This window comes from Providencia sp. PROV116 (assembly GCF_028482485.1).
Taxonomy (GTDB): Bacteria; Pseudomonadota; Gammaproteobacteria; order Enterobacterales; family Enterobacteriaceae; genus Providencia; species Providencia rettgeri.
Window position 1 is genome coordinate 132,929 of record NZ_JAMPQO010000014.1, and the last position, 18,322, is coordinate 151,250.

Here is an 18,322-nt window from a genome sequence, read left to right on the forward strand (position 1 = left end):
ATCATTCGCAATAAAAAAGAGGAGATTAATTATCTTAAATTGAAGATTTGACTATAGCTTTTAGGGTTCAAACGCAAATAAAGAATCAATGTTACTAATACAAAGACCACATGCATTGCCCATACCCATGTAAAACTCTGGCTGACTTGATGTAACCAAGCCGCCACTAATGGCCCAAATGCAGCAATAATAAAGCCACCAGCCTGCATCAACGACGTTAATGCGCCTGCGCTAACGGGATGAGGAAGGTGATCTAAAGCCGTAATAATACTGAGTGCAAAGCAGCCGCCTAACCCCATACCTAATAACGCCACCCATAAAAGTGGCACATCGCTGGCAAACAGCATCAACCCGGAAAAACCAAGTGCTTGGCAACTGAGCGTGACTATCAACCAAAAGCGACGATCAATATTATGTGAAGCAAATACAGGGATCATTAGCGCAGATAACGCCTGAAACACCGTTAATATGGCAACAAACGTGCCACTTTGTGCAGCACTCATTCCCTGCTCTTGGAAAAAAGGTGCCAACCAAGTCACTACGGTACCATAACCCGCATTAATCAGCCCAAAACCTGCCATCAACAACCATGCTCTCGGCTTTCGTAAGAACACCAATACTGAAACTGATTCTACTTTTGAACTCCGCTCTGTATGTACATTCGCCCAAATAGCCAACAACGCCAGCAAAGCTGGGAAGGCAAGCCACGCTAAGGCAATCTGCCAATGTCCTGTCATTTCCTCAACTAAAGGAGTGAGCTGTGCGCCAATTGCTCCCCCCGCCATTAACGTGGCGGAATACAACCCTGTCATCATCGCCATTTTTTGGGGGAAATTCGCTTTAATGAGCCCAGGAAATACCGATTGAATATAAGCCGCCCCCACACCACATAAAAAAGCCGTTAATAATAAAGCCGCACCATCAACAACAAAGTAACGAGCGAGTGAACCGACTAGCAGTAATAGCATTGCAGTACTGATCCCTGCACGCTCGCCTATACGTTGGTTTAACATCGGTACAACCAATGCCCCAACTCCCATCAATAACATGGGTAACAAGGTTAAAAGCGAAATGCTTTGATAACTCATCCCTGTCGTTTGAATGATATTGTCGATAACGGGCCCTGGGCCCGTCATAAAGGGCCGTAAATTCAACCCGACTAAGACAATGGTCAGTATCAACGCCAACGAAGATGGTGCTGTTTTACTCATTTAGATTGCCGTTCCCACCACTGTTGGTATAGGGTGCTGCGCATTTCACCGTTGGGCTTTAATTGCTCAAACCGTAAACCTGATTGCTGTTCAGGCGCGACTCTCAGCGCTTTGGCAATGGCATCCGTAGAAAGCCCAAAAGGTGCGGCATCATCGTTTGAATAGGCGTAAACGACCCGAGAGATACCCGCCATTCGCATGGCAGCAAGGCACATAGGACAAGGCTGCCCACTCGCATAAACCACACAGTCATCTAATTTCACGCGGCTTAATTTTTGCCCTGCCTGACGCAGCGCCATCAGCTCTGCATGGGCAGTTGGGTCATTGAGCTCAAGCATCTGGTTGACGCCACTTGCAACGACTTGCCCATCACAGACAACAATTGCGCCAAAAGGTCGTCCGCCAGCTTGCACGTTTTCCATTGCTAAGTTGATAGCTTGTTGCAAAAATTGCGTATCCGACATTATTTCGCTCCCGAATTCTCAAGAATTTCAATCAAATTACGGTAACCTTTGCTTTTTGCCAACGTCAACGGTGATATCCCCGAGCCATCCGCTAAATTGACATCTGCGCCACCTTTAATTAATTCAGTGACAATTTGTGCGTACTTATCGCTACCATCACCCAAAATAATCGCCTCAATCAGTGCAGTCCAACCCAACCGATTAACGTGATTCACATCAACCCCTGCATCAATCAAGGTTTTGACCGTCGTTACGTGTCCACGTTCTGCGGCAGGGATCAACGCGGTTCCCCCGTAGCGATTAGTGCTTTTCAAGTCAGCGCCATTTTTCAGGGTTAATAGTAAAATATCTTGCAGCCCACGCGCCCCTGAATAAAGGTACGGTGAATCTTGCATGTTATCCTTCGCATTCACATCTGCACCGCGCTCAATTAAATAGCGCGCCACATCCACACGGTTTTCATGGGTTGCCGCCATCAGCGCAGTACGTTGGCGTAAATCGCGTTGTTCAATATTTGCGCCTTGCTCAACCAAGGACTTAACAGCTTGTAGATCACCTTGTTCCGCCAATGACACCAAAGAATCAAGTTGTGAATTCGCCATACCTTTCACCATAAATACCAATGAAACTATAAGAATGCTAGCTAAGTGAACCAACCATTTCCCACGTAAAAAGAATGTTTTCATGATTAATCTCCCCGATGACTCTTTAATCTACTGAAAAAGTATGTTATTTAAAAATTAAATAACTAAATGATAGGTATTTATAAAATGAATCCATTGCTCAATCTTGTTTTGTTGAAAACCTTTGTCACTGTTGCTGAAACAGGGAATTTCACCGTGGCTTCACAGCATTTAAATTCAACGCAATCAACATTGAGCCAGCAGATTCAACGGCTAGAAACTTTAGTCGGCCAGCCTTTATTCGTCCGGGGACACCGCATACTCACCTTAACCGAAACGGGTGAAGTTTTGTTGAGTTATGCAAAAAATATCTTAGTGCTCAATGATACCTTCTTTATGAAAATCACTGGCAACGCAGTAATTCAAACTATTCGCCTCGGTTTTCCTGAAGATCTCGCTTCTGGCCAAGTGACCCCAACACTTGCTGCATTTATGCAAGCTAATCCCAATGTACGGTTAGAGGTCACCAGCGGTTTAAGCCGCCAGCTTCATCAACGCTACCAACATGGTGAGTTAGATTTAATTATTGTGAAACAGAAAAAAGGCGAATTTAAAAGTGATTACCATTGGCCTGAGCCATTATGTTGGCTAATGAGCAACCAATATAAACACTTCAATAATGATTCCGTACCCTTGGTAGTTTTTCCTGAAAATGGCCTGTATCGTAATGATATGTTTAAGTTATTAGACAATGAACAGCGCCCTTGGCACATCACTTATACTTGTTCTAGCCTCGCGGGCATTCAAAGTGCGATCGCCGACGGGTTAGGTGTCAGCTTATTACCTTTGCGAGCAAAGCTGCCTCAACATCGAATTTTAACAGAAGAAGAGGGGTTCCCTGCCGCTCAAGAAATGGAAATTGCCATGCATTTCCACGCAAATACTTCGGATATTGTTACTCAGCTAGCCGAGAAACTGGCACAAAAATTGGGAGAGCGTGAGTGATGCATAAACTGATTGAATTAGAAAAAAAATTACATAGCAGCACTAACCGACAGAATAGTGATTTTCTTCGTGAGATATTACATGCGGATTTTTTTGAATTTGCTCGTTCTGGAGGAACCAGTGATAAGCGAGATACGCTTTTGTCATTGGCAAATGAAATGAAAACATCTATTTATTCAGAAAATTATCATTGCTCATTCTTGAGCGATAATACCGTGTTAATGACCTATACCAGTTTTGAATTACACCATAGTAAAAAAATCAAACTCACCCACCGTTCATCTATTTGGCTAAAAAATTCAGAAAACCAATGGCAGTTGCGGTTTCATCAAGGAACCCCGATATAACTCTCTACTAAAAAATTTGAAACCTACTGAAAAACAGCAGTCTCCATATGAAGACTGCTGTTTTTTATTGACGATTACTTATCAAAATAACCCGCTCGGATAGATGCCCCAATAAGGTTCACAACAAAGCGCCCGGCAGTCACCCCCGTTAGCTTAGATGGAATATCTTTGGCTGGGGTAATTTCCACAATATCCATACCAACAACGCGACCCTTCTTCACTAAACCGTGAATTAGGCTGCGAGCTTGCAAATAGGTCACCCCACCAGGAGCTGGGCCATCAACTCCAGGCATGATACTTGGGTCAATCCCATCTGCATCAATACTAATATAGTAGTTCGAATTATCAGGGATCCGGTCTAAAATGGCTTGCATTCCAACCTCATGCAGTTCGTAGGCTGGAATAACATGCGCCCCATGGTCTTTAGCCGCTTGGTAATCCGCTGGGCGTCCACTACCTTGCGCACGTAAACCAATTTGGAAAATTTCACCGATATGTTTCATTTCTGAAGCGCGGCGGATCGGGCTTGAAAGGCCAGTATCGACACCATTAACCTCTTCACGCCAATCTAAATGCGCATCAATATGCACAAGTGTAATCGGTCCTATTTCATTAAACCCCTGCAAAATAGGCGTTGTGATGCCATGATCGCCCCCTAAAACAATAGGAAGTGCTTTAGCTCTTAGTAATTGCCGAACCGCCTCAGCCGCACGTTGATGATGTTCCCCCAAAGGCTTTGATAAATCAGGAATAACATCACCACAGTCAACAAATTTAATATCTTTTCGGCCTTGTAATAGTGGCCCATCAATATCAAAATCATAATGATCTGGATGCCTAACAATTCGGTCACTCATATCACGTAAATATTGTGGAGCTCGAGATTGGTCATTGGTAAATGCGTGAGCACTATAAGCAGAACTAAATGGCATCCCTAGTATGGCAATATCCGCTTCAATGTCGGTCAATTCAGTCACTAATTCTGAATATAAAAATGTTTTATGCCCAACATTTGGGGGTGTCGTTAATTTTTTCATACAAACTATTCCTTCTTAGATTTAGTTTTATTTCTTTTATTTTTTATTTCTTAGCCACCAAATGTGTTAGCTAGGAATACAAATAGAGGAACACCAACAATATCCGTTAATACCGTTCCGGCGATTGGAATAATAATGAATGCCTTTCGTGAGAATAAACCATATTTATTACAAATAGCGTCCATAACCACTAAGCCATTTGGTGTTGCACCTAAACCATGTCCAATAAAACCAGCGGACATAACAGCAGCATCATAGTTTTTACCTAATGCGCGATAAACAACAAATATAGAAACTAATATTGTTGTAATAACCTGAGATATTAATATAATCGTTAGTGGTAATGCTAACTCATATAATTCCCAAAGTTTTAATTTCATCATTGCCATCACTAAAAACATTTCTAGTGATAGAGTAGAAATTAACACCACTGTATTACGAGATATTTTAATTATCGGTTTTCTTTCATTAATTGAATGAAATACAACACCAACAAATAAACTAAAAATATGGCCGGGAATGGTAAAGCCTGTTGCTGTGCTTATCCATTTCGCTGTCGGCATTCCGATAGCGAGTATGCTTAAAATAACCGCTCCTGTAATAATACATTGTTGGGCTGTAATTTTATCTTCTTTGCTGTTACTTTCTGCTAAATTTTCTAAATCAACATGGTCAGTTTCAATTTTTAATTTATTTCTTTGGATCAACCAGTTCCCAACTGGCCCCCCTAGAATTGACCCTGCAATCAAACCAAACGTTGAAGCCGCTAACCCAACATTCAGTGCTTGGTCATGACCAAAGGATTCAATCAGTGGTGCTAAAGATGCCGCCATACCATGACCACCCTGCATCGAGGCTTGGCCTGCCATCATGGCAACTAATGGCTCAATATCTAAAACATATGATAAACCAATGCTGACGCCATTTTGCATAAATGCCAGTCCCCAGCAAATTACCATATAAATCAGTAATATTTTCCCACCGCTCACTAATAGTTTAACACCTGTCATTAAACCAATTGTGACGAAGAATATATACATCGATAAGTCATATAATGTGTTATCAAAATTAAGTTCTACAATATTAAATTGATAAGCTAACCACATTACAATAGAAAACATAAACCCGCCGATAACAGGGCTAGGAATTGAATACTTCATAAAAAATGGGAACTTTTTTATAATTACATTGCTAGCGATTAATAATAAAGCCCCTAATGCTGTAAATGTAATCATATCTAATTTTATTGTTAACAATTCATCTGTGACCATAAATTAGAATCCTTTTGTATTTATATATATTTGGATTAATTATTATTTTGTGGCGCCACTTTGGTAATAATCTATTAACAACTACAACTTTAAGATATACGTATCTGATAGGAATAAAAGTGATATTTTTGATCCTATGGTTTCATAAAATGAAACCTTTTATAGAAAATAAAAATAATTTTAATAATTAAAATAAAACAACATTATTTGTGTCGTTTGTGTCCCAACAAAAATTAAGCTAGATTAGCATTTAGTGATTCATTTCACGTAATAGGTATAAATATGCATAATAAAAAATTAACGGAAAAAGACTTAAAATCATTACGTGTTTTTACTTCTGTTGCAGAAGTCGGTGGCTTTACCATTGCAGAAAAAAAATTAAATATGTCAAAAGCGTCAATAAGCCGCCATATTCGTGAAATTGAAGAAAAACTCGGAGTCCAATTATGTGAAAGAGGGCCTTCAGGCTTTAAGCTAACTGAATCAGGTTTATTTGTTATCGAAAAAGCAAAAACTGCTTTGAAAGCATTAGATAATATCAAAACTGAAGTTGATGAACGCCATGGGGTTTTATCTGGCACATTAGTTATTGGTGTTATTGAACATATTTTAACGGATCCACTCTGCCATTTATCAGCCACTATCGCTCAATTTACCCAAGAGGCGCCTAATGTCAAATTAGAGCTAAGCATACTCAACCATAATCAATTAAATAAAGCACTTAGCGACAGAACAATTCAAATTGGTATTCGGGGGCAGTATCACGAAAATAGCCGTTATAATTATCAATTCTTATTTATAGAAAACCATAAGCTTTATGTTTCTGCCAATACCGCCAGCAACAAGCATAATCTAGCATTGGTTTACCGGCCACATCCATTCACTGAAAGTATTTTAGCATCGGGTGAATTTAGTCGAGGCCCTGAAGCCGCTGGCCTTGAGGCCGTTGCTACCTTTATCGCTTCAGGTCACTATGTCGGAATTCTGCCCGAGAACTATGCCTCTCATATTAATTTTCGCCACTCACTGGTAGAAATGAACGATTCCCCTGTTTTTCATAACCGCATATGTGCGATCACTGAGGCCAGTAAACCGCTAACACAAAGTGAAGCATTATTTTTAAAACTACTTTCACAATTAAGTGAAACTTCGCTATCTACATGATCAAAAAATCCCCCAGTAAGTCACCTTACTGAGGGATTCATCACAAGAAACTTAATGCGTGTTAATTACAGAACATCAACACAGTTCAGTTCTTTAAATGCTTGCTCTAAACGAACAACCATTGACTCTTGTGCTTTACGCAGCCATACACGTGGGTCATAGTATTTTTTGTTAGGTTTATCCGCACCTTCTGGGTTACCTAACTGACCTTGCAGATAGCCTTCGTTCTTTTTGTAGTACTGTAAAATACCATCCCAAGTTGCCCACTGAGTATCAGTGTCGATGTTCATTTTGATAACACCGTAGCTAACTGCTTCTTTGATTTCAGCAGCACTTGAGCCAGAACCACCGTGGAATACGAAGTCTAAGCTGTTGTGTGGCAGATTATATTTTTCTGAAACGTAGTCTTGTGAATTACGCAGAATTTTTGGCGTTAACTGAACGTTACCTGGTTTATAAACACCGTGAACGTTACCGAAAGATGCAGCGATAGTGAAACGTGGGCTCACTGCACTCAGTTTTTCATACGCATATGCAACGTCTTCTGGCTGAGTGTACAGCTCGGAACTGTCCATTCCGGTGTTATCAACACCATCTTCTTCACCACCTGTACAGCCTAATTCGATTTCCAATGTCATATCGATTTTAGCCATACGTGCTAAGTATTTAGCACAGATTTCGATGTTTTCTTCCAGTGATTCTTCTGACAAGTCAATCATGTGAGAAGAGAACAATGGTTTACCGGTTTTCGCGTAGTGTTTTTCACCTGCATCTAACAGGCCATCGATCCATGGCAGTAATTTTTTCGCACAGTGGTCAGTATGCAGAATAACAGGTACACCGTAGTGCTCTGCCATTTGATGCACATGATAAGCACCTGAAATTGCACCTAAAATTGCAGCTTGTTGGCCTTCTGCTTTCAAACCTTTACCTGCGATAAATGCGGCACCGCCGTTTGAAAACTGAACAATAACTGGCGCACGCACTTTCGCGGCCGTTTCAAGTACGGCGTTAATTGAATCCGTACCAACACAGTTCACCGCTGGCAATGCAAAGTTATTTTCTTTGGCAACTGCGAAAACTTTCTGTACATCATCACCCGTGATAACACCCGGTTTAACAAAATCAAAAATTTTAGACATGTGAAAAGGTCCTGTGGTAAACAGGCAGCCTACGCTGCCTGTTGTGTATGAACAATTAATTACGCTTTAGCACGTTCTTCTAGCATCACAACGGCAGGGAGCTTTTTGCCTTCAACGAACTCAAGGAAAGCACCGCCACCAGTAGAGATATATGAAATTTTGTCAGCAATATCGAATAAATCGATAGCTGCTAGGGTGTCACCACCACCAGCGATAGAGAATGCGTCGCTATCAGCAATCGCTTTTGCAACGATCTCGGTACCTTTACGGAAATTAGGGAACTCAAACACGCCTACTGGGCCATTCCAAAGAATGGTTTTGGCATTTTTCAGGATCTCAGCCAAGCGCTGTGCAGATTCATCACCTAAATCCAGAATTTGTTCGTCATCTTTAATTTCAGTACTCGCTTTCAGAGTTGCTGGTGCAGTTTCAGAGAACTCGGTTGCAACGCGAACATCCGTTGGTACTGGAATTTGGCAGTTTGCCAGTAATTTTTTCGCTTCAGGGATTAAATCCGCTTCATATAATGAGCGACCAACATTATTGCCTTCCGCTGCGATAAAGGTATTCGCAATACCGCCACCAACAATCAGCTGGTCTGCGATTTTAGATAGGGAATCTAATACAGTCAGTTTCGTTGACACTTTAGAACCACCAACAATCGCAACCATTGGACGAGCTGGGTTATCTAATGCTTTACCTAATGCTTCTAACTCACCACTCAGTAGTGGGCCAGCACAAGCAACTGGAGAGAATTTAGCAACACCATGTGTTGACGCTTGTGCGCGGTGAGCCGTACCAAATGCGTCCATAACATAAACATCACACAATGCAGCGTATTGTTTAGACAGGGTTTCATCGTCTTTTTTCTCGCCTTTATTAAAGCGAACGTTTTCCAGCACAACTAACTCGCCAGCTTCGATTTCAACACCGTTAAGGTAGTCTTTAACTAAGCGGACTGGGTAATCCATTTTGTCAGCCAGATAGTCAACAACAGGTTGCAGTGAAAACTCTTCGTTGTAGTCGCCTTCGGTCGGGCGACCAAGGTGAGAAGTGACCATGACTTTAGCGCCTTGTTTCAGAGCAGCTTCAATTGTTGGTAATGAAGCACGAATACGTGCATCAGAAGTAACTTTGCCATCTTTTACAGGAACGTTTAAGTCAGAACGGATGAATACGCGTTTACCCGCTAAGTCTAAATCGGTCATCTTAATTACAGACATGGTGAATCCTCTCGTTGATTCTCTATAAAGTTTCCATCAGCGACTGTGCAAAACAATAAAGTTATCATGCCCTGCTGTCTGTCAGTCGCCAATTAGTTTAAACCTGTCGCTGCCATCGCTAATGTTGTATCTAGCATCCGGTTAGCAAACCCCCATTCGTTATCACACCAAACTAGGGTTTTAATTAAATGCTTACCACTAACTCGCGTTTGTGTACCGTCTATAATAGCACTGTGTGGATCATGATTGAAATCCATCGAAACTAGCGGTAATTCAGTGTAGTCCACTATACCACGAAAATGGCCTTGTGCCGCGCTTCGCAGTAGTTGGTTGACTTTATCAACACAAACATCGTTATGTACGGTAACACTCAAATCAATCGCTGTCACATTCGTCGTCGGTACACGGACAGAAATGGCTTCAAAATGGTCTTTAAATTTCGGAAAAATTCGCGTAATTCCTGCCGCTAACTTGGTATCAACAGGAATAATAGACTGACTCGCTGCACGAGTTCTGCGTAAATCTTTATGATAGGCATCGATAACAGGCTGGTCATTCATTGACGCATGAATCGTCGTCACGGTTCCCGATTCAATCGAAAATGCCTCATCAAGCAATTTAATAATAGGAATAATACAGTTGGTGGTGCAAGAAGCATTGGAAACAATCTTGTCTTGAGCGGTTAAGCTTTCATGGTTAACACCATAAACGATAGTTGCATCAAGGTCATCAGTACCCGGGTGAGAAAATAATACTTTTTTCGCCCCTGCCGCTAAATGCAATAAACCGTCATCCCGTGAACCATAAACCCCACTACAATCTAAAACAACATCAATCCCCAGTTCTTTCCAAGGCAACTCATGCAGCTCAGATTGGTGAAATAAACGAATATTATCATCACCAACTTGTAAAAGTGTTCCGTTAAGTCGTACATCCCAAGCAAAACGCCCATGGCTGGAATCATACTTCAGCAAATGCGCAATCCCTTCAGGTTCAGCAAGTTCATTAACCGCCACCACGACAATCTCTGCCCGACGGCCAGACTCATACAACGCTCTTAGAACACTTCGACCAATACGGCCAAAGCCATTTATTGCTACCCTGATTGCCATTCTACACCTTGTATCTGAGCAAAATCACACGGTTGCTAAGGATAACTGACTCACACCAACTCTACTGCTCATTTTAGCTGTCAAACATCAAAAGTGTGCTTCAACCGACATTTTTAAAAAATATTTTCATTCTGTAACATGCGACTGAAACGGTTCAGCTTATCTGGGATTAGATTAAGGGATATATTTATAGAACGCAATAGAAAATCCTATATTGGTGCACAAAAAAACAACGCCTAGTTTATCGCTAGGCGTTGTTCAGCAAGATAATTAGAAATGAGAACCGAAATTCGGAACTCATTCCTTCTTATTTTATTTCAGTAAAGATTTCGCAGCTTCAACAGCTTTCTCTACTGTGATACCGAATTCTTTAAACAGAACTTCGGCAGGAGCAGATTCACCAAAGGTATGCATACCGATGATGGCACCGTTTAAACCAGTGTACTTGAACCAGTAATCTGCAATACCCGCTTCGATAGCAACACGAGCTGTCACATTGGCAGGTAAAACCGCTTCACGGTAAGCCGCGTCTTGTTTATCAAATGCATCCGTTGATGGCATAGAGACAACACGAACTTTACGGCCTTCTGACGTTAATTGGTCAGCTGCTTTAACTGCCAATTCCACTTCAGAACCTGTTGCAATAAAGATTAGCTCAGGCGAACCCGCGCAATCTTTCAGAATGTAAGCCCCTTTCTCGATATTGGCTAATTGCTCAGCGGTACGAGGTTGTTGCTCTAAGTTCTGACGAGAGAAGATTAATGCGCTTGGGCCATCTTTACGTTCAATAGCATATTTCCACGCCACCGCAGATTCAACTTGGTCACAAGGGCGCCATGTGCTGACATTTGGTGTCACACGCAGGCTTGCCAGTTGCTCAACCGGTTGGTGAGTCGGGCCATCTTCACCCAGACCAATAGAATCGTGAGTATAAACGAAGATGCTACGCACTTTCATCAGTGCTGCCATACGAACCGCATTACGCGCGTATTCAACAAACATCAGGAATGTCGCGCCGTAAGGAATGAAACCACCATGTAACGCGATACCGTTCATGATAGCTGACATACCAAATTCACGAACACCGTAGTGAATATAGTTACCCGCTGGGTCAACATTCAGCGCTTTCGAACCTGACCACATAGTTAAGTTACTTGGTGCTAAGTCTGCAGAACCGCCCATAAATTCTGGTAACACTTTACCAAACGCTTCTAATGCATTTTGTGATGCTTTACGGCTGGCAATATTTGCTGGGTTTTGTTGCAGATTTTCAACAAATTGTTTTGCATCCGCGTCAAAATTAGCTGGTAATTCACCATTCATACGACGAGTAAATTCCGCAGCTAATTCAGGGAATTGCGCTGAATATGCGGCGAATTTTTTATCCCATGCGCTTTGTTTTTCTTTACCTGCGGTACGAGCATCCCAAGCTTCGTAGATATCTTTAGGAATATCGAATGGACCGTAGCTCCAACCCAGAGCTTCGCGAGTTGCTGCAATTTCAGCATCACCTAAAGGTGCACCGTGGACAGACTCAGAACCAGCTTTGTTTGGTGAACCAAAACCAATAATAGTTTTACACATAATCAGTGTTGGTTTATCAGTTTGGTTCTTCGCTTCGTTCACTGCCGCGTTGATTTGTGATGCGTCATGACCGTCGATATCACGGATAACATGCCAGCCATAAGATTCAAAACGTGCTGCGGTATCGTCAGTAAACCAACCTTCAACTTCACCATCAATAGATATGCCGTTGTCATCATAGAATGCGATCAGTTTATTTAATTTCAGTGTACCCGCTAAAGAACATGCTTCGTGCGAGATACCTTCCATCATACAACCATCACCCATGAATACATAAGTGTGGTGGTCAACAACGTCATGGCCAGGGCGGTTAAATTGCGCTGCTAATGTGCGTTCTGCAATCGCAAAACCTACTGCGTTTGCAATGCCTTGCCCCAAAGGACCAGTTGTTGTTTCAACACCTGGAGTATAGCCATATTCTGGGTGGCCCGGTGTTTTAGAGTGTAATTGGCGGAAGTTTTTTAACTCTTCGATAGGTAAGTCATAACCAGTGAGGTGCAGTAAGCTATAAATCAACATTGAGCCATGGCCGTTTGACAGTACAAAACGGTCACGATCTGCCCAGTGAGGGTCTGCTGGGTTATGATTCATATGGTCACGCCACAGTACTTCAGCGATATCAGCCATGCCCATTGGCGCGCCAGGATGCCCTGATTTTGCTTTTTGAACCGCATCCATACTTAGAAAGCGGATAGCATTAGCAAGGGTTTTACGAGTCGTCATCAGTATACTCCAGGTAGGATAAAAACGTACTTAAACCAATTTTTACAACGCAATACGGATAGTGCTACTTTAATTTCGCTGCAACATGAAAGTATCAATTTACCGAGGTATCGCCATCGGTCTCCTTATCTAAGGAACCACAACACATCGACAACAAACTGAGCATTTCACGAATAGAGCGATTGAAAGTAACCCAATTCTACCCATACCGCAATATTTGCTATGTTCATGGCAGCAGATCGCTAATAAATTGAACTGCCGCAAAGCTGAATCCATTCCATTGCGCAAAATATCCCTTAAGACTTACATTTTTGCGCAAGTGACTAACCTTATTAAACCTGAGTTCAGTGTCTGGGATCAAGGTGATTTATGCTTCTAGCACATTTAGCTGCCACATTAGTGATAATTGGCAAAGTTTTAGACAAAAAAAAGCTCAATATGCCCGAATATTTTTGTTTGAGTTGAGTAAAAGACCTAGCCTTTCTAATGACTATTAATAGATAGAAGTAACATGAATTGAAAAAAAACCAGTAACAACAAATATTACTGGCTAATCATAAAATATGAAATTTTAAATCGGCTAATCGCAGTTACCTATAGAATGGTATTTATCAAATATAACAATGTACTTACGGCTTTTTCTCTTTAAGGCTTCATGGCGAAACTCTTGTTGTGGTAAAAGATAAAGAACTAAGGGCTGCTCATCATCCTTTACTTCGCAGCTTTCATGAATTAACACCCTAAAATAAGTATTGCCCGTATTTTTTAATATGCCCGCATCCGCATCCATCGCATATTTAAATGCAATATCTTTCGGCCTAACTACAAAATAGGTTTCTAAACTAACTGTGGGGTAAAATAAAGATTGCTGATTCTGAGAAGAGTCTGTTTCCACATCAAGCGCTGTTTCGCTGATCACAATCTTATAATAGCGTTCTTTATCATCCGTTTTACCGCGATAAAAAATCTTAAAATACTCTTGCTCCCCAGGTAATACGATTTTTTTTAAAGGGGTAAAAATAATTTCCCCCTCTTTTATTGGCTTCCCTTGCTCTTTATTATCAGGCTTATCTATTTGGTATGCACTAAATGTATATAAATTCACCTTTTTCGTATCATTGATATAGGACTTTGAAAAAAAGCTTTTGTTGGGCTCTAAAGATGAAATATCTGAGCTCAAATAAAGTGCATAGGCCTTACTAAAAAATGAAAATAGCAATAATAACAATAATCTAATCAATAATTGAGGCGCTATACGCTTTATCTTGTGAGTATGAATCACTCCAGCCTTATAAATGGACATCTGGCCCCATCCAAATCGCTTTCACGACAACCGTTCCACTCGCAGACACCGTTCCTAACCAATCGATGCCATCTAACGTAAATAATGAGTTTGAATCATTCATTGGGAAACGTAAATCCAAATTAGTACGATAGAATGACCCTAAATCTTGGTTAGGAATATCCCACGGAGTTTCCGCCCACAACGCATTATTCATTGATATTTCCGTACCATCACAATTTGAGCGATAAGACTCTTCGATACCTGAAGTATTTTTAAATGATAAGTAAGCTGAAAACGGAACACGAAATTTGTCATCATCGGAGCTGAACAAACAAAAGTTTTGTCCGTTAACATTCACTGTCGGCCCCTCGACTCTTGCAGTGATCGCGTCCGCTTGTCGAGGGCCGCTTGTCGTCACAATATAATTAAACTCAATTGGTGGTTCCGCTGGGCCAATTTTCCCAGTTTTTGACGGGTTAGGAATATAATCCGCAGGCACAATACTAATACTGTAGTCCCTAGGCTTTATCACTAACTGGTTCGATGGCGTGAATTCATAATAGCCTGACTGTGGGGCAGCGGCAGGGTTCGTAAACGAAAACGTAAAAAAGTCTTGGCTATTGGTGAAATCAATATTATTTGTCACTAATTGTTTGAAAAACGTATTAGAGAAAAAGATAGAAACATAGTTATTTGAACTTTTAAAATATGAGTTCGCTGCATAAGCCGAGTTGTAATTTCGCCAAACATTAGAACCGTCGTCAGGGCCTATTTTTATTGACGCAGCAGCAGGGGTAAATGGAATTAATGTTGAATTTACTTTTAATGTTAGCAACACATTCGCAAAAATATCCCCCGATGTTTCATGTTTTACCACTTGGCAAATTAAACCGTTCACGTTGGCAACAATACCAATACGACAAAATTGCTCCCCAGGACCTAGGCTTGGGTTACCATTACTATCAATGTAAACTTCTTGCATTGCGCCTGTTGAACTCAGTTTAATATGCCCTGATTTCGTCATTGTAAACTCATGAGATGCGATAATTCGTCCACCAACACTTTGGCAACTTTCCCCTTTTGCAGGGTCATAATCCAAGTCAGTCATACATGCACGATAGCTATAAGTTTCTACTGTACCAATAGGCAGTTTTTGAAAATATTGGTATGTTGACTCACTAAAAATACCTCGCGCATATGCCCCTTCCCCCAAGGTATTATCCTGTACAATTTTATACGCGCCATTTCGACCAACATATTGTGCAGGCCAATAACCCGTATCGCGATTACAGTAATTACGCATACAGCGGTTACCAATAAATGGGCTATCAATCGGTGAATTTTCAAACCAAATATCTACATTCTGGTTGGCCCGAATCGAGGTATTGGTGTAGCCCATATAACCTAAGCTTTCTTGGTTTCTTGCTGAATAACGGGAAAATTTATTTGCGCCAGTGAATCGAGGATCTAAAGACCTTGGTGTTACAAAAAACTCATTATCAACACCATTTTCAATAAATACATAAGAGTTACTCAGAGCCACAGCTAAGCCAGAAGAACTAAAGACGCCATTCAACAAACAACTCGTCAAAAATAGTAAGAAATATTTTTTATTCATCATGAAACTCTCATTGCCTTAATGCGACTGTTCTTTGCGGGTCACAGGTAACATCCCCTAGCCATAACGCACCTCTGGCTCCCTCTAGATTCAAATCAGCTTCGCAAATAGTTTGCTCATCTTCTTGTAGAAGTGAAATAACAGGGTAGCGAACATCGACATCCATCGAAAACTCACCATTGTGATCTGTTTTTGTGCGACCAATATGGTTACGGATAGACGCATATTTAATAAATTCGCCAGTTGGCGATTTCAAACGACCAAATACCGTCACGAGCTGCCTAACTTCAGGTTTATAAATAGCAATATTCCCAGGGTATAATGTGACAGACTTATTTCGCCCCGATACAATGTCAAAACTGTCTTTAGATTTCGCATCATTCATTAATTGAATGTCATAATCCGAATAAGGGGATAATGGAATAAAGGTATTTGCTCCACTAATAGGGTAATTTTGCCCATTAACACGTGCTGTCATACTCCCAGCCCCATAAATATCCGAATTAATAATGACGCCTGATTTCCCTTGCTGCCCACTTGGCATAATAGTTCCATTGCTATAAGCGACTGAGCCTCTTGAGGTCAAATTACCATTAAGCCTATTACTATCGGGCCGGTTAAGTGTCACCATACCTGAGTTATATTTAGTCTCGTAAGAGGCATAGCCCATTGTTGAAATATTAGACTCACCGTTATTTTTATCTTTAACTAGCTTTGATACCGAACCTCCGACACTTGTAATAACCGAATCATCAAAGCTCTTATTCGCATAAATATTGGCTTTCACATTACCATTGCTCGATGAAAGACCTGTACTCAACCATGTTGATAACGGTAATGAAAAATCGAGGCTAATAAATTTTTCATTCATACTTTTTTGGTCATCATAGTGATAACGCTGAACGCCTGTTCTTAACCCAATCGTGCCGTAACGACCTGAAAACAATGTATTTGAATACTCATAGTTAATTGAATCACTACCAATACGTTTATCTTTTGTACTACTAATAGTGAATGTTCCCGCTCGCTCAAATACCTTGTCAAAATTTAAAGTCGCGCCATAAGAGTAGCTATCAGAGTCATAAATCGGTAATTCACCTTTTACTACGGCTTTTTCTTTCGAAGCCCAAACAGATCCATAGCCATCAGGTATATTTGTCGATAGCGTAGCAATATTTCTATGGCTTCCATGGTTTTCAATCATTCCCTGCCAAGACAGTGATACATACTGATTTAAAGAAAAGTTAATGCTGCTTTCATTAATTAAAAAATTGTCATAGCCATAATTAGACATCTGAATATTTAATCCAGATAAAACAGGAAAACCTTTTGCCACGGACGCACCGACTAAATAACTTTGCTTCAGTGGCTCACGTTTAGAATATTTTCCTCTTACATAACGTTTCTTATCGAAATCAACATATCCCCCATAGACTTCCCAATTTAATTTTTCAAAATTAGCGCCGCTAGTTCCAAAGGACTTATTAATTGTTTGATGTTGAGTCGTCACAATTTTACCATCTACAACGGTCTCAATCGTGACATCATAGATACCAAATGGAAGAATACTCGTGTCGACTTCAAAGCTACCCATCGGAAAATTTTGAATATTTAATAACTTTCCATCACGGTAAATACGAATTTCACCTGGGCTATTTAAAAATACATAGATTGGTGTTAACGAATATTTTGAGTTCACCACGACACTAGATGCATTATTTCCTAGTGTAACTGCATAAATTTTACTGCTATTTAGTGTAGTTAGGCTCGCAATAGACTGTAAATTCCACGTACTCATTAACCCAATCGCATAACGTATTCCATTAAAATCGCGTTCATACATAGCACGATATAATTCAATATCAGAGTTTGATTTACCAATGCTGTAAGCTGATGCATTAATGTTAATGTGGTGTTCGGCTATAGCCAACAAAGTATCTAAATTAAAATAGCTACTCGACGAATTTTTCCCTTTTTTTACCTGACTTCCAAAAACACCTAAATCATAATTAGCTACTGCAGAAAAATCATTTACCGATGAGTCACCTAGAGAAAATTGCCTAACTTTTTCTTTAGGCACAAAAGCATCTTGGTCAACATCGAGTGACAGATTAAATGAAGAAATATCTAACTGAAGTAATGTATCTTTATCAATCTTAATGTTATTTGATTCATTGAAAAAGTTATCCTTACTGTTTTCTAATTCATCTATCAATAATGAGCTTAACTTTGGTCCTTGGCTATTATCAATAAAATTAATATTCGCAAGTTTAATTTTTCCTTGTTCAACAATAATGATGGCATCAGCAATTTTATCTTCACTTTGATTTTTTTCTCTAGAAGTATTTAATCGTAAAAAAACAGGTACTGACATTCCCTCTTCCAGTGCCATAACAAAAGCTGGCGGAATAATATACCCTCCAATTTTAATACGCTTGATGTCTTTAGCATAAACAACATTTGAAAAAATAAAGCTCATTATTGATAATGCAATAATACTTTTATGCATAATT

General features: G+C 40.4%; 15 protein-coding genes. 3 read left to right on the plus strand and 12 right to left on the minus strand.

Annotation, left to right across the window (positions count from 1 at the left end):
* Window positions 1-29 precede the first annotated feature (29 nt).
* Genes PSE72_RS10445 through PSE72_RS10455 form a run of 3 tightly spaced genes read right to left on the minus strand, consistent with a single transcriptional unit; the run spans window position 30 to window position 2,361 of the window.
* Complete coding sequence (locus tag PSE72_RS10445) at window positions 30-1,211, minus strand: cyanate transporter (RefSeq protein ID WP_115166667.1); 1,182 nt, start codon at window positions 1,209-1,211, stop codon at window positions 30-32.
* Window positions 1,208-1,675: a nucleoside deaminase gene (locus tag PSE72_RS10450; RefSeq protein WP_004914393.1), complete on the minus strand. Its 468-nt coding sequence runs from the start codon at window positions 1,673-1,675 to the stop codon at window positions 1,208-1,210. Before PSE72_RS10450 ends, PSE72_RS10445 begins: the two co-directional genes overlap by 4 nt.
* On the minus strand, window positions 1,675-2,361 hold the full coding sequence (locus PSE72_RS10455; RefSeq protein ID WP_115166666.1) for an ankyrin repeat domain-containing protein: 687 nt from the start codon (window positions 2,359-2,361) through the stop codon (window positions 1,675-1,677). The genes PSE72_RS10450 and PSE72_RS10455 overlap by 1 nt, the downstream gene beginning before the upstream one ends.
* A gap of 84 nt (window positions 2,362-2,445) precedes the next feature.
* Between PSE72_RS10455 and PSE72_RS10460 the strand changes: the two genes are divergently transcribed.
* Both PSE72_RS10460 and PSE72_RS10465 read left to right on the plus strand, forming a co-directional pair.
* Window positions 2,446-3,303, plus strand: coding sequence for a LysR substrate-binding domain-containing protein (locus tag PSE72_RS10460; protein ID WP_232801017.1), 858 nt, complete (start codon window positions 2,446-2,448; stop codon window positions 3,301-3,303).
* Window positions 3,303-3,650 carry a nuclear transport factor 2 family protein gene (locus PSE72_RS10465; RefSeq protein WP_115166664.1) on the plus strand — a complete coding sequence of 116 codons (348 nt, stop codon included), beginning with the start codon at window positions 3,303-3,305 and terminating at the stop codon, window positions 3,648-3,650. The genes PSE72_RS10460 and PSE72_RS10465 overlap by 1 nt, the downstream gene beginning before the upstream one ends.
* A gap of 74 nt (window positions 3,651-3,724) precedes the next feature.
* Here the strand turns inward: PSE72_RS10465 and PSE72_RS10470 are convergent, their stop codons facing one another.
* Together PSE72_RS10470 and PSE72_RS10475 are read right to left on the minus strand one after the other, a co-directional pair.
* Window positions 3,725-4,687: an agmatinase gene (locus PSE72_RS10470; protein WP_115166663.1), complete on the minus strand. Its 963-nt coding sequence runs from the start codon at window positions 4,685-4,687 to the stop codon at window positions 3,725-3,727.
* A 50-nt stretch (window positions 4,688-4,737) separates the two neighbouring features.
* Entirely contained in the window at window positions 4,738-5,958 is a 1,221-nt protein-coding gene (locus PSE72_RS10475; protein ID WP_211889591.1) for a sodium/glutamate symporter, read from the minus strand.
* Window positions 5,959-6,240: 282 nt separating this feature from the next.
* On the opposite strand from PSE72_RS10475, the gene PSE72_RS10480 reads away from it, so the two are divergent.
* Window positions 6,241-7,122 (plus strand): LysR family transcriptional regulator, encoded by an 882-nt coding sequence (locus tag PSE72_RS10480; protein ID WP_004914408.1) that lies wholly within the window; start codon window positions 6,241-6,243, stop codon window positions 7,120-7,122.
* A 65-nt stretch (window positions 7,123-7,187) separates the two neighbouring features.
* Here PSE72_RS10480 and fbaA read toward each other — a convergent pair whose 3' ends face one another.
* The 7 genes from fbaA to PSE72_RS10515 all read right to left on the minus strand — a co-directional run bounded on the left by fbaA (window position 7,188) and on the right by PSE72_RS10515 (window position 18,318).
* Window positions 7,188-8,264: a class II fructose-bisphosphate aldolase gene (fbaA, locus tag PSE72_RS10485; protein WP_109911909.1), complete on the minus strand. Its 1,077-nt coding sequence runs from the start codon at window positions 8,262-8,264 to the stop codon at window positions 7,188-7,190.
* A gap of 59 nt (window positions 8,265-8,323) precedes the next feature.
* Window positions 8,324-9,487 (minus strand): phosphoglycerate kinase, encoded by a 1,164-nt coding sequence (pgk, locus tag PSE72_RS10490; protein ID WP_272690958.1) that lies wholly within the window; start codon window positions 9,485-9,487, stop codon window positions 8,324-8,326.
* A gap of 92 nt (window positions 9,488-9,579) precedes the next feature.
* Entirely contained in the window at window positions 9,580-10,599 is a 1,020-nt protein-coding gene (gene epd, locus PSE72_RS10495) for an erythrose-4-phosphate dehydrogenase (RefSeq protein WP_004914418.1), read from the minus strand.
* A 312-nt stretch (window positions 10,600-10,911) separates the two neighbouring features.
* Window positions 10,912-12,906: a transketolase gene (gene tkt / locus PSE72_RS10500; protein WP_115166661.1), complete on the minus strand. Its 1,995-nt coding sequence runs from the start codon at window positions 12,904-12,906 to the stop codon at window positions 10,912-10,914.
* A gap of 580 nt (window positions 12,907-13,486) precedes the next feature.
* Complete coding sequence (locus tag PSE72_RS10505; RefSeq protein ID WP_232801015.1) at window positions 13,487-14,209, minus strand: fimbrial protein; 723 nt, start codon at window positions 14,207-14,209, stop codon at window positions 13,487-13,489.
* Window positions 14,196-15,812: a fimbrial protein gene (locus PSE72_RS10510; RefSeq protein WP_254178903.1), complete on the minus strand. Its 1,617-nt coding sequence runs from the start codon at window positions 15,810-15,812 to the stop codon at window positions 14,196-14,198. The genes PSE72_RS10505 and PSE72_RS10510 overlap by 14 nt, the downstream gene beginning before the upstream one ends.
* Window positions 15,813-15,819: 7 nt before the next feature.
* The gene (locus PSE72_RS10515) at window positions 15,820-18,318 is read right to left on the minus strand and encodes a TcfC E-set like domain-containing protein (protein ID WP_115166660.1); all 2,499 of its coding nucleotides are present in this window, start codon (window positions 18,316-18,318) and stop codon (window positions 15,820-15,822) included.
* Between the last annotated feature and the right edge of the window lie 4 nt (window positions 18,319-18,322).

Coding starts and splice junctions, on each gene's coding strand:
- PSE72_RS10445 (WP_115166667.1), bottom strand. CDS start 1,211: ATGAGTAAAACAGCACCATCTTCGTTGGCGTTGATACTGACCATTGTC.
- PSE72_RS10515 (WP_115166660.1), bottom strand. CDS start 18,318: ATGCATAAAAGTATTATTGCATTATCAATAATGAGCTTTATTTTTTCA.
- PSE72_RS10475 (WP_211889591.1), bottom strand. CDS start 5,958: ATGGTCACAGATGAATTGTTAACAATAAAATTAGATATGATTACATTT.
- tkt (WP_115166661.1), bottom strand. CDS start 12,906: ATGACGACTCGTAAAACCCTTGCTAATGCTATCCGCTTTCTAAGTATG.
- fbaA (WP_109911909.1), bottom strand. CDS start 8,264: ATGTCTAAAATTTTTGATTTTGTTAAACCGGGTGTTATCACGGGTGAT.
- PSE72_RS10450 (WP_004914393.1), bottom strand. CDS start 1,675: ATGTCGGATACGCAATTTTTGCAACAAGCTATCAACTTAGCAATGGAA.
- PSE72_RS10455 (WP_115166666.1), bottom strand. CDS start 2,361: ATGAAAACATTCTTTTTACGTGGGAAATGGTTGGTTCACTTAGCTAGC.
- PSE72_RS10470 (WP_115166663.1), bottom strand. CDS start 4,687: ATGAAAAAATTAACGACACCCCCAAATGTTGGGCATAAAACATTTTTA.
- PSE72_RS10505 (WP_232801015.1), bottom strand. CDS start 14,209: ATGTCCATTTATAAGGCTGGAGTGATTCATACTCACAAGATAAAGCGT.
- PSE72_RS10480 (WP_004914408.1), top strand. CDS start 6,241: ATGCATAATAAAAAATTAACGGAAAAAGACTTAAAATCATTACGTGTT.
- PSE72_RS10465 (WP_115166664.1), top strand. CDS start 3,303: ATGCATAAACTGATTGAATTAGAAAAAAAATTACATAGCAGCACTAAC.
- epd (WP_004914418.1), bottom strand. CDS start 10,599: ATGGCAATCAGGGTAGCAATAAATGGCTTTGGCCGTATTGGTCGAAGT.
- pgk (WP_272690958.1), bottom strand. CDS start 9,487: ATGTCTGTAATTAAGATGACCGATTTAGACTTAGCGGGTAAACGCGTA.
- PSE72_RS10460 (WP_232801017.1), top strand. CDS start 2,446: ATGAATCCATTGCTCAATCTTGTTTTGTTGAAAACCTTTGTCACTGTT.
- PSE72_RS10510 (WP_254178903.1), bottom strand. CDS start 15,812: ATGATGAATAAAAAATATTTCTTACTATTTTTGACGAGTTGTTTGTTG.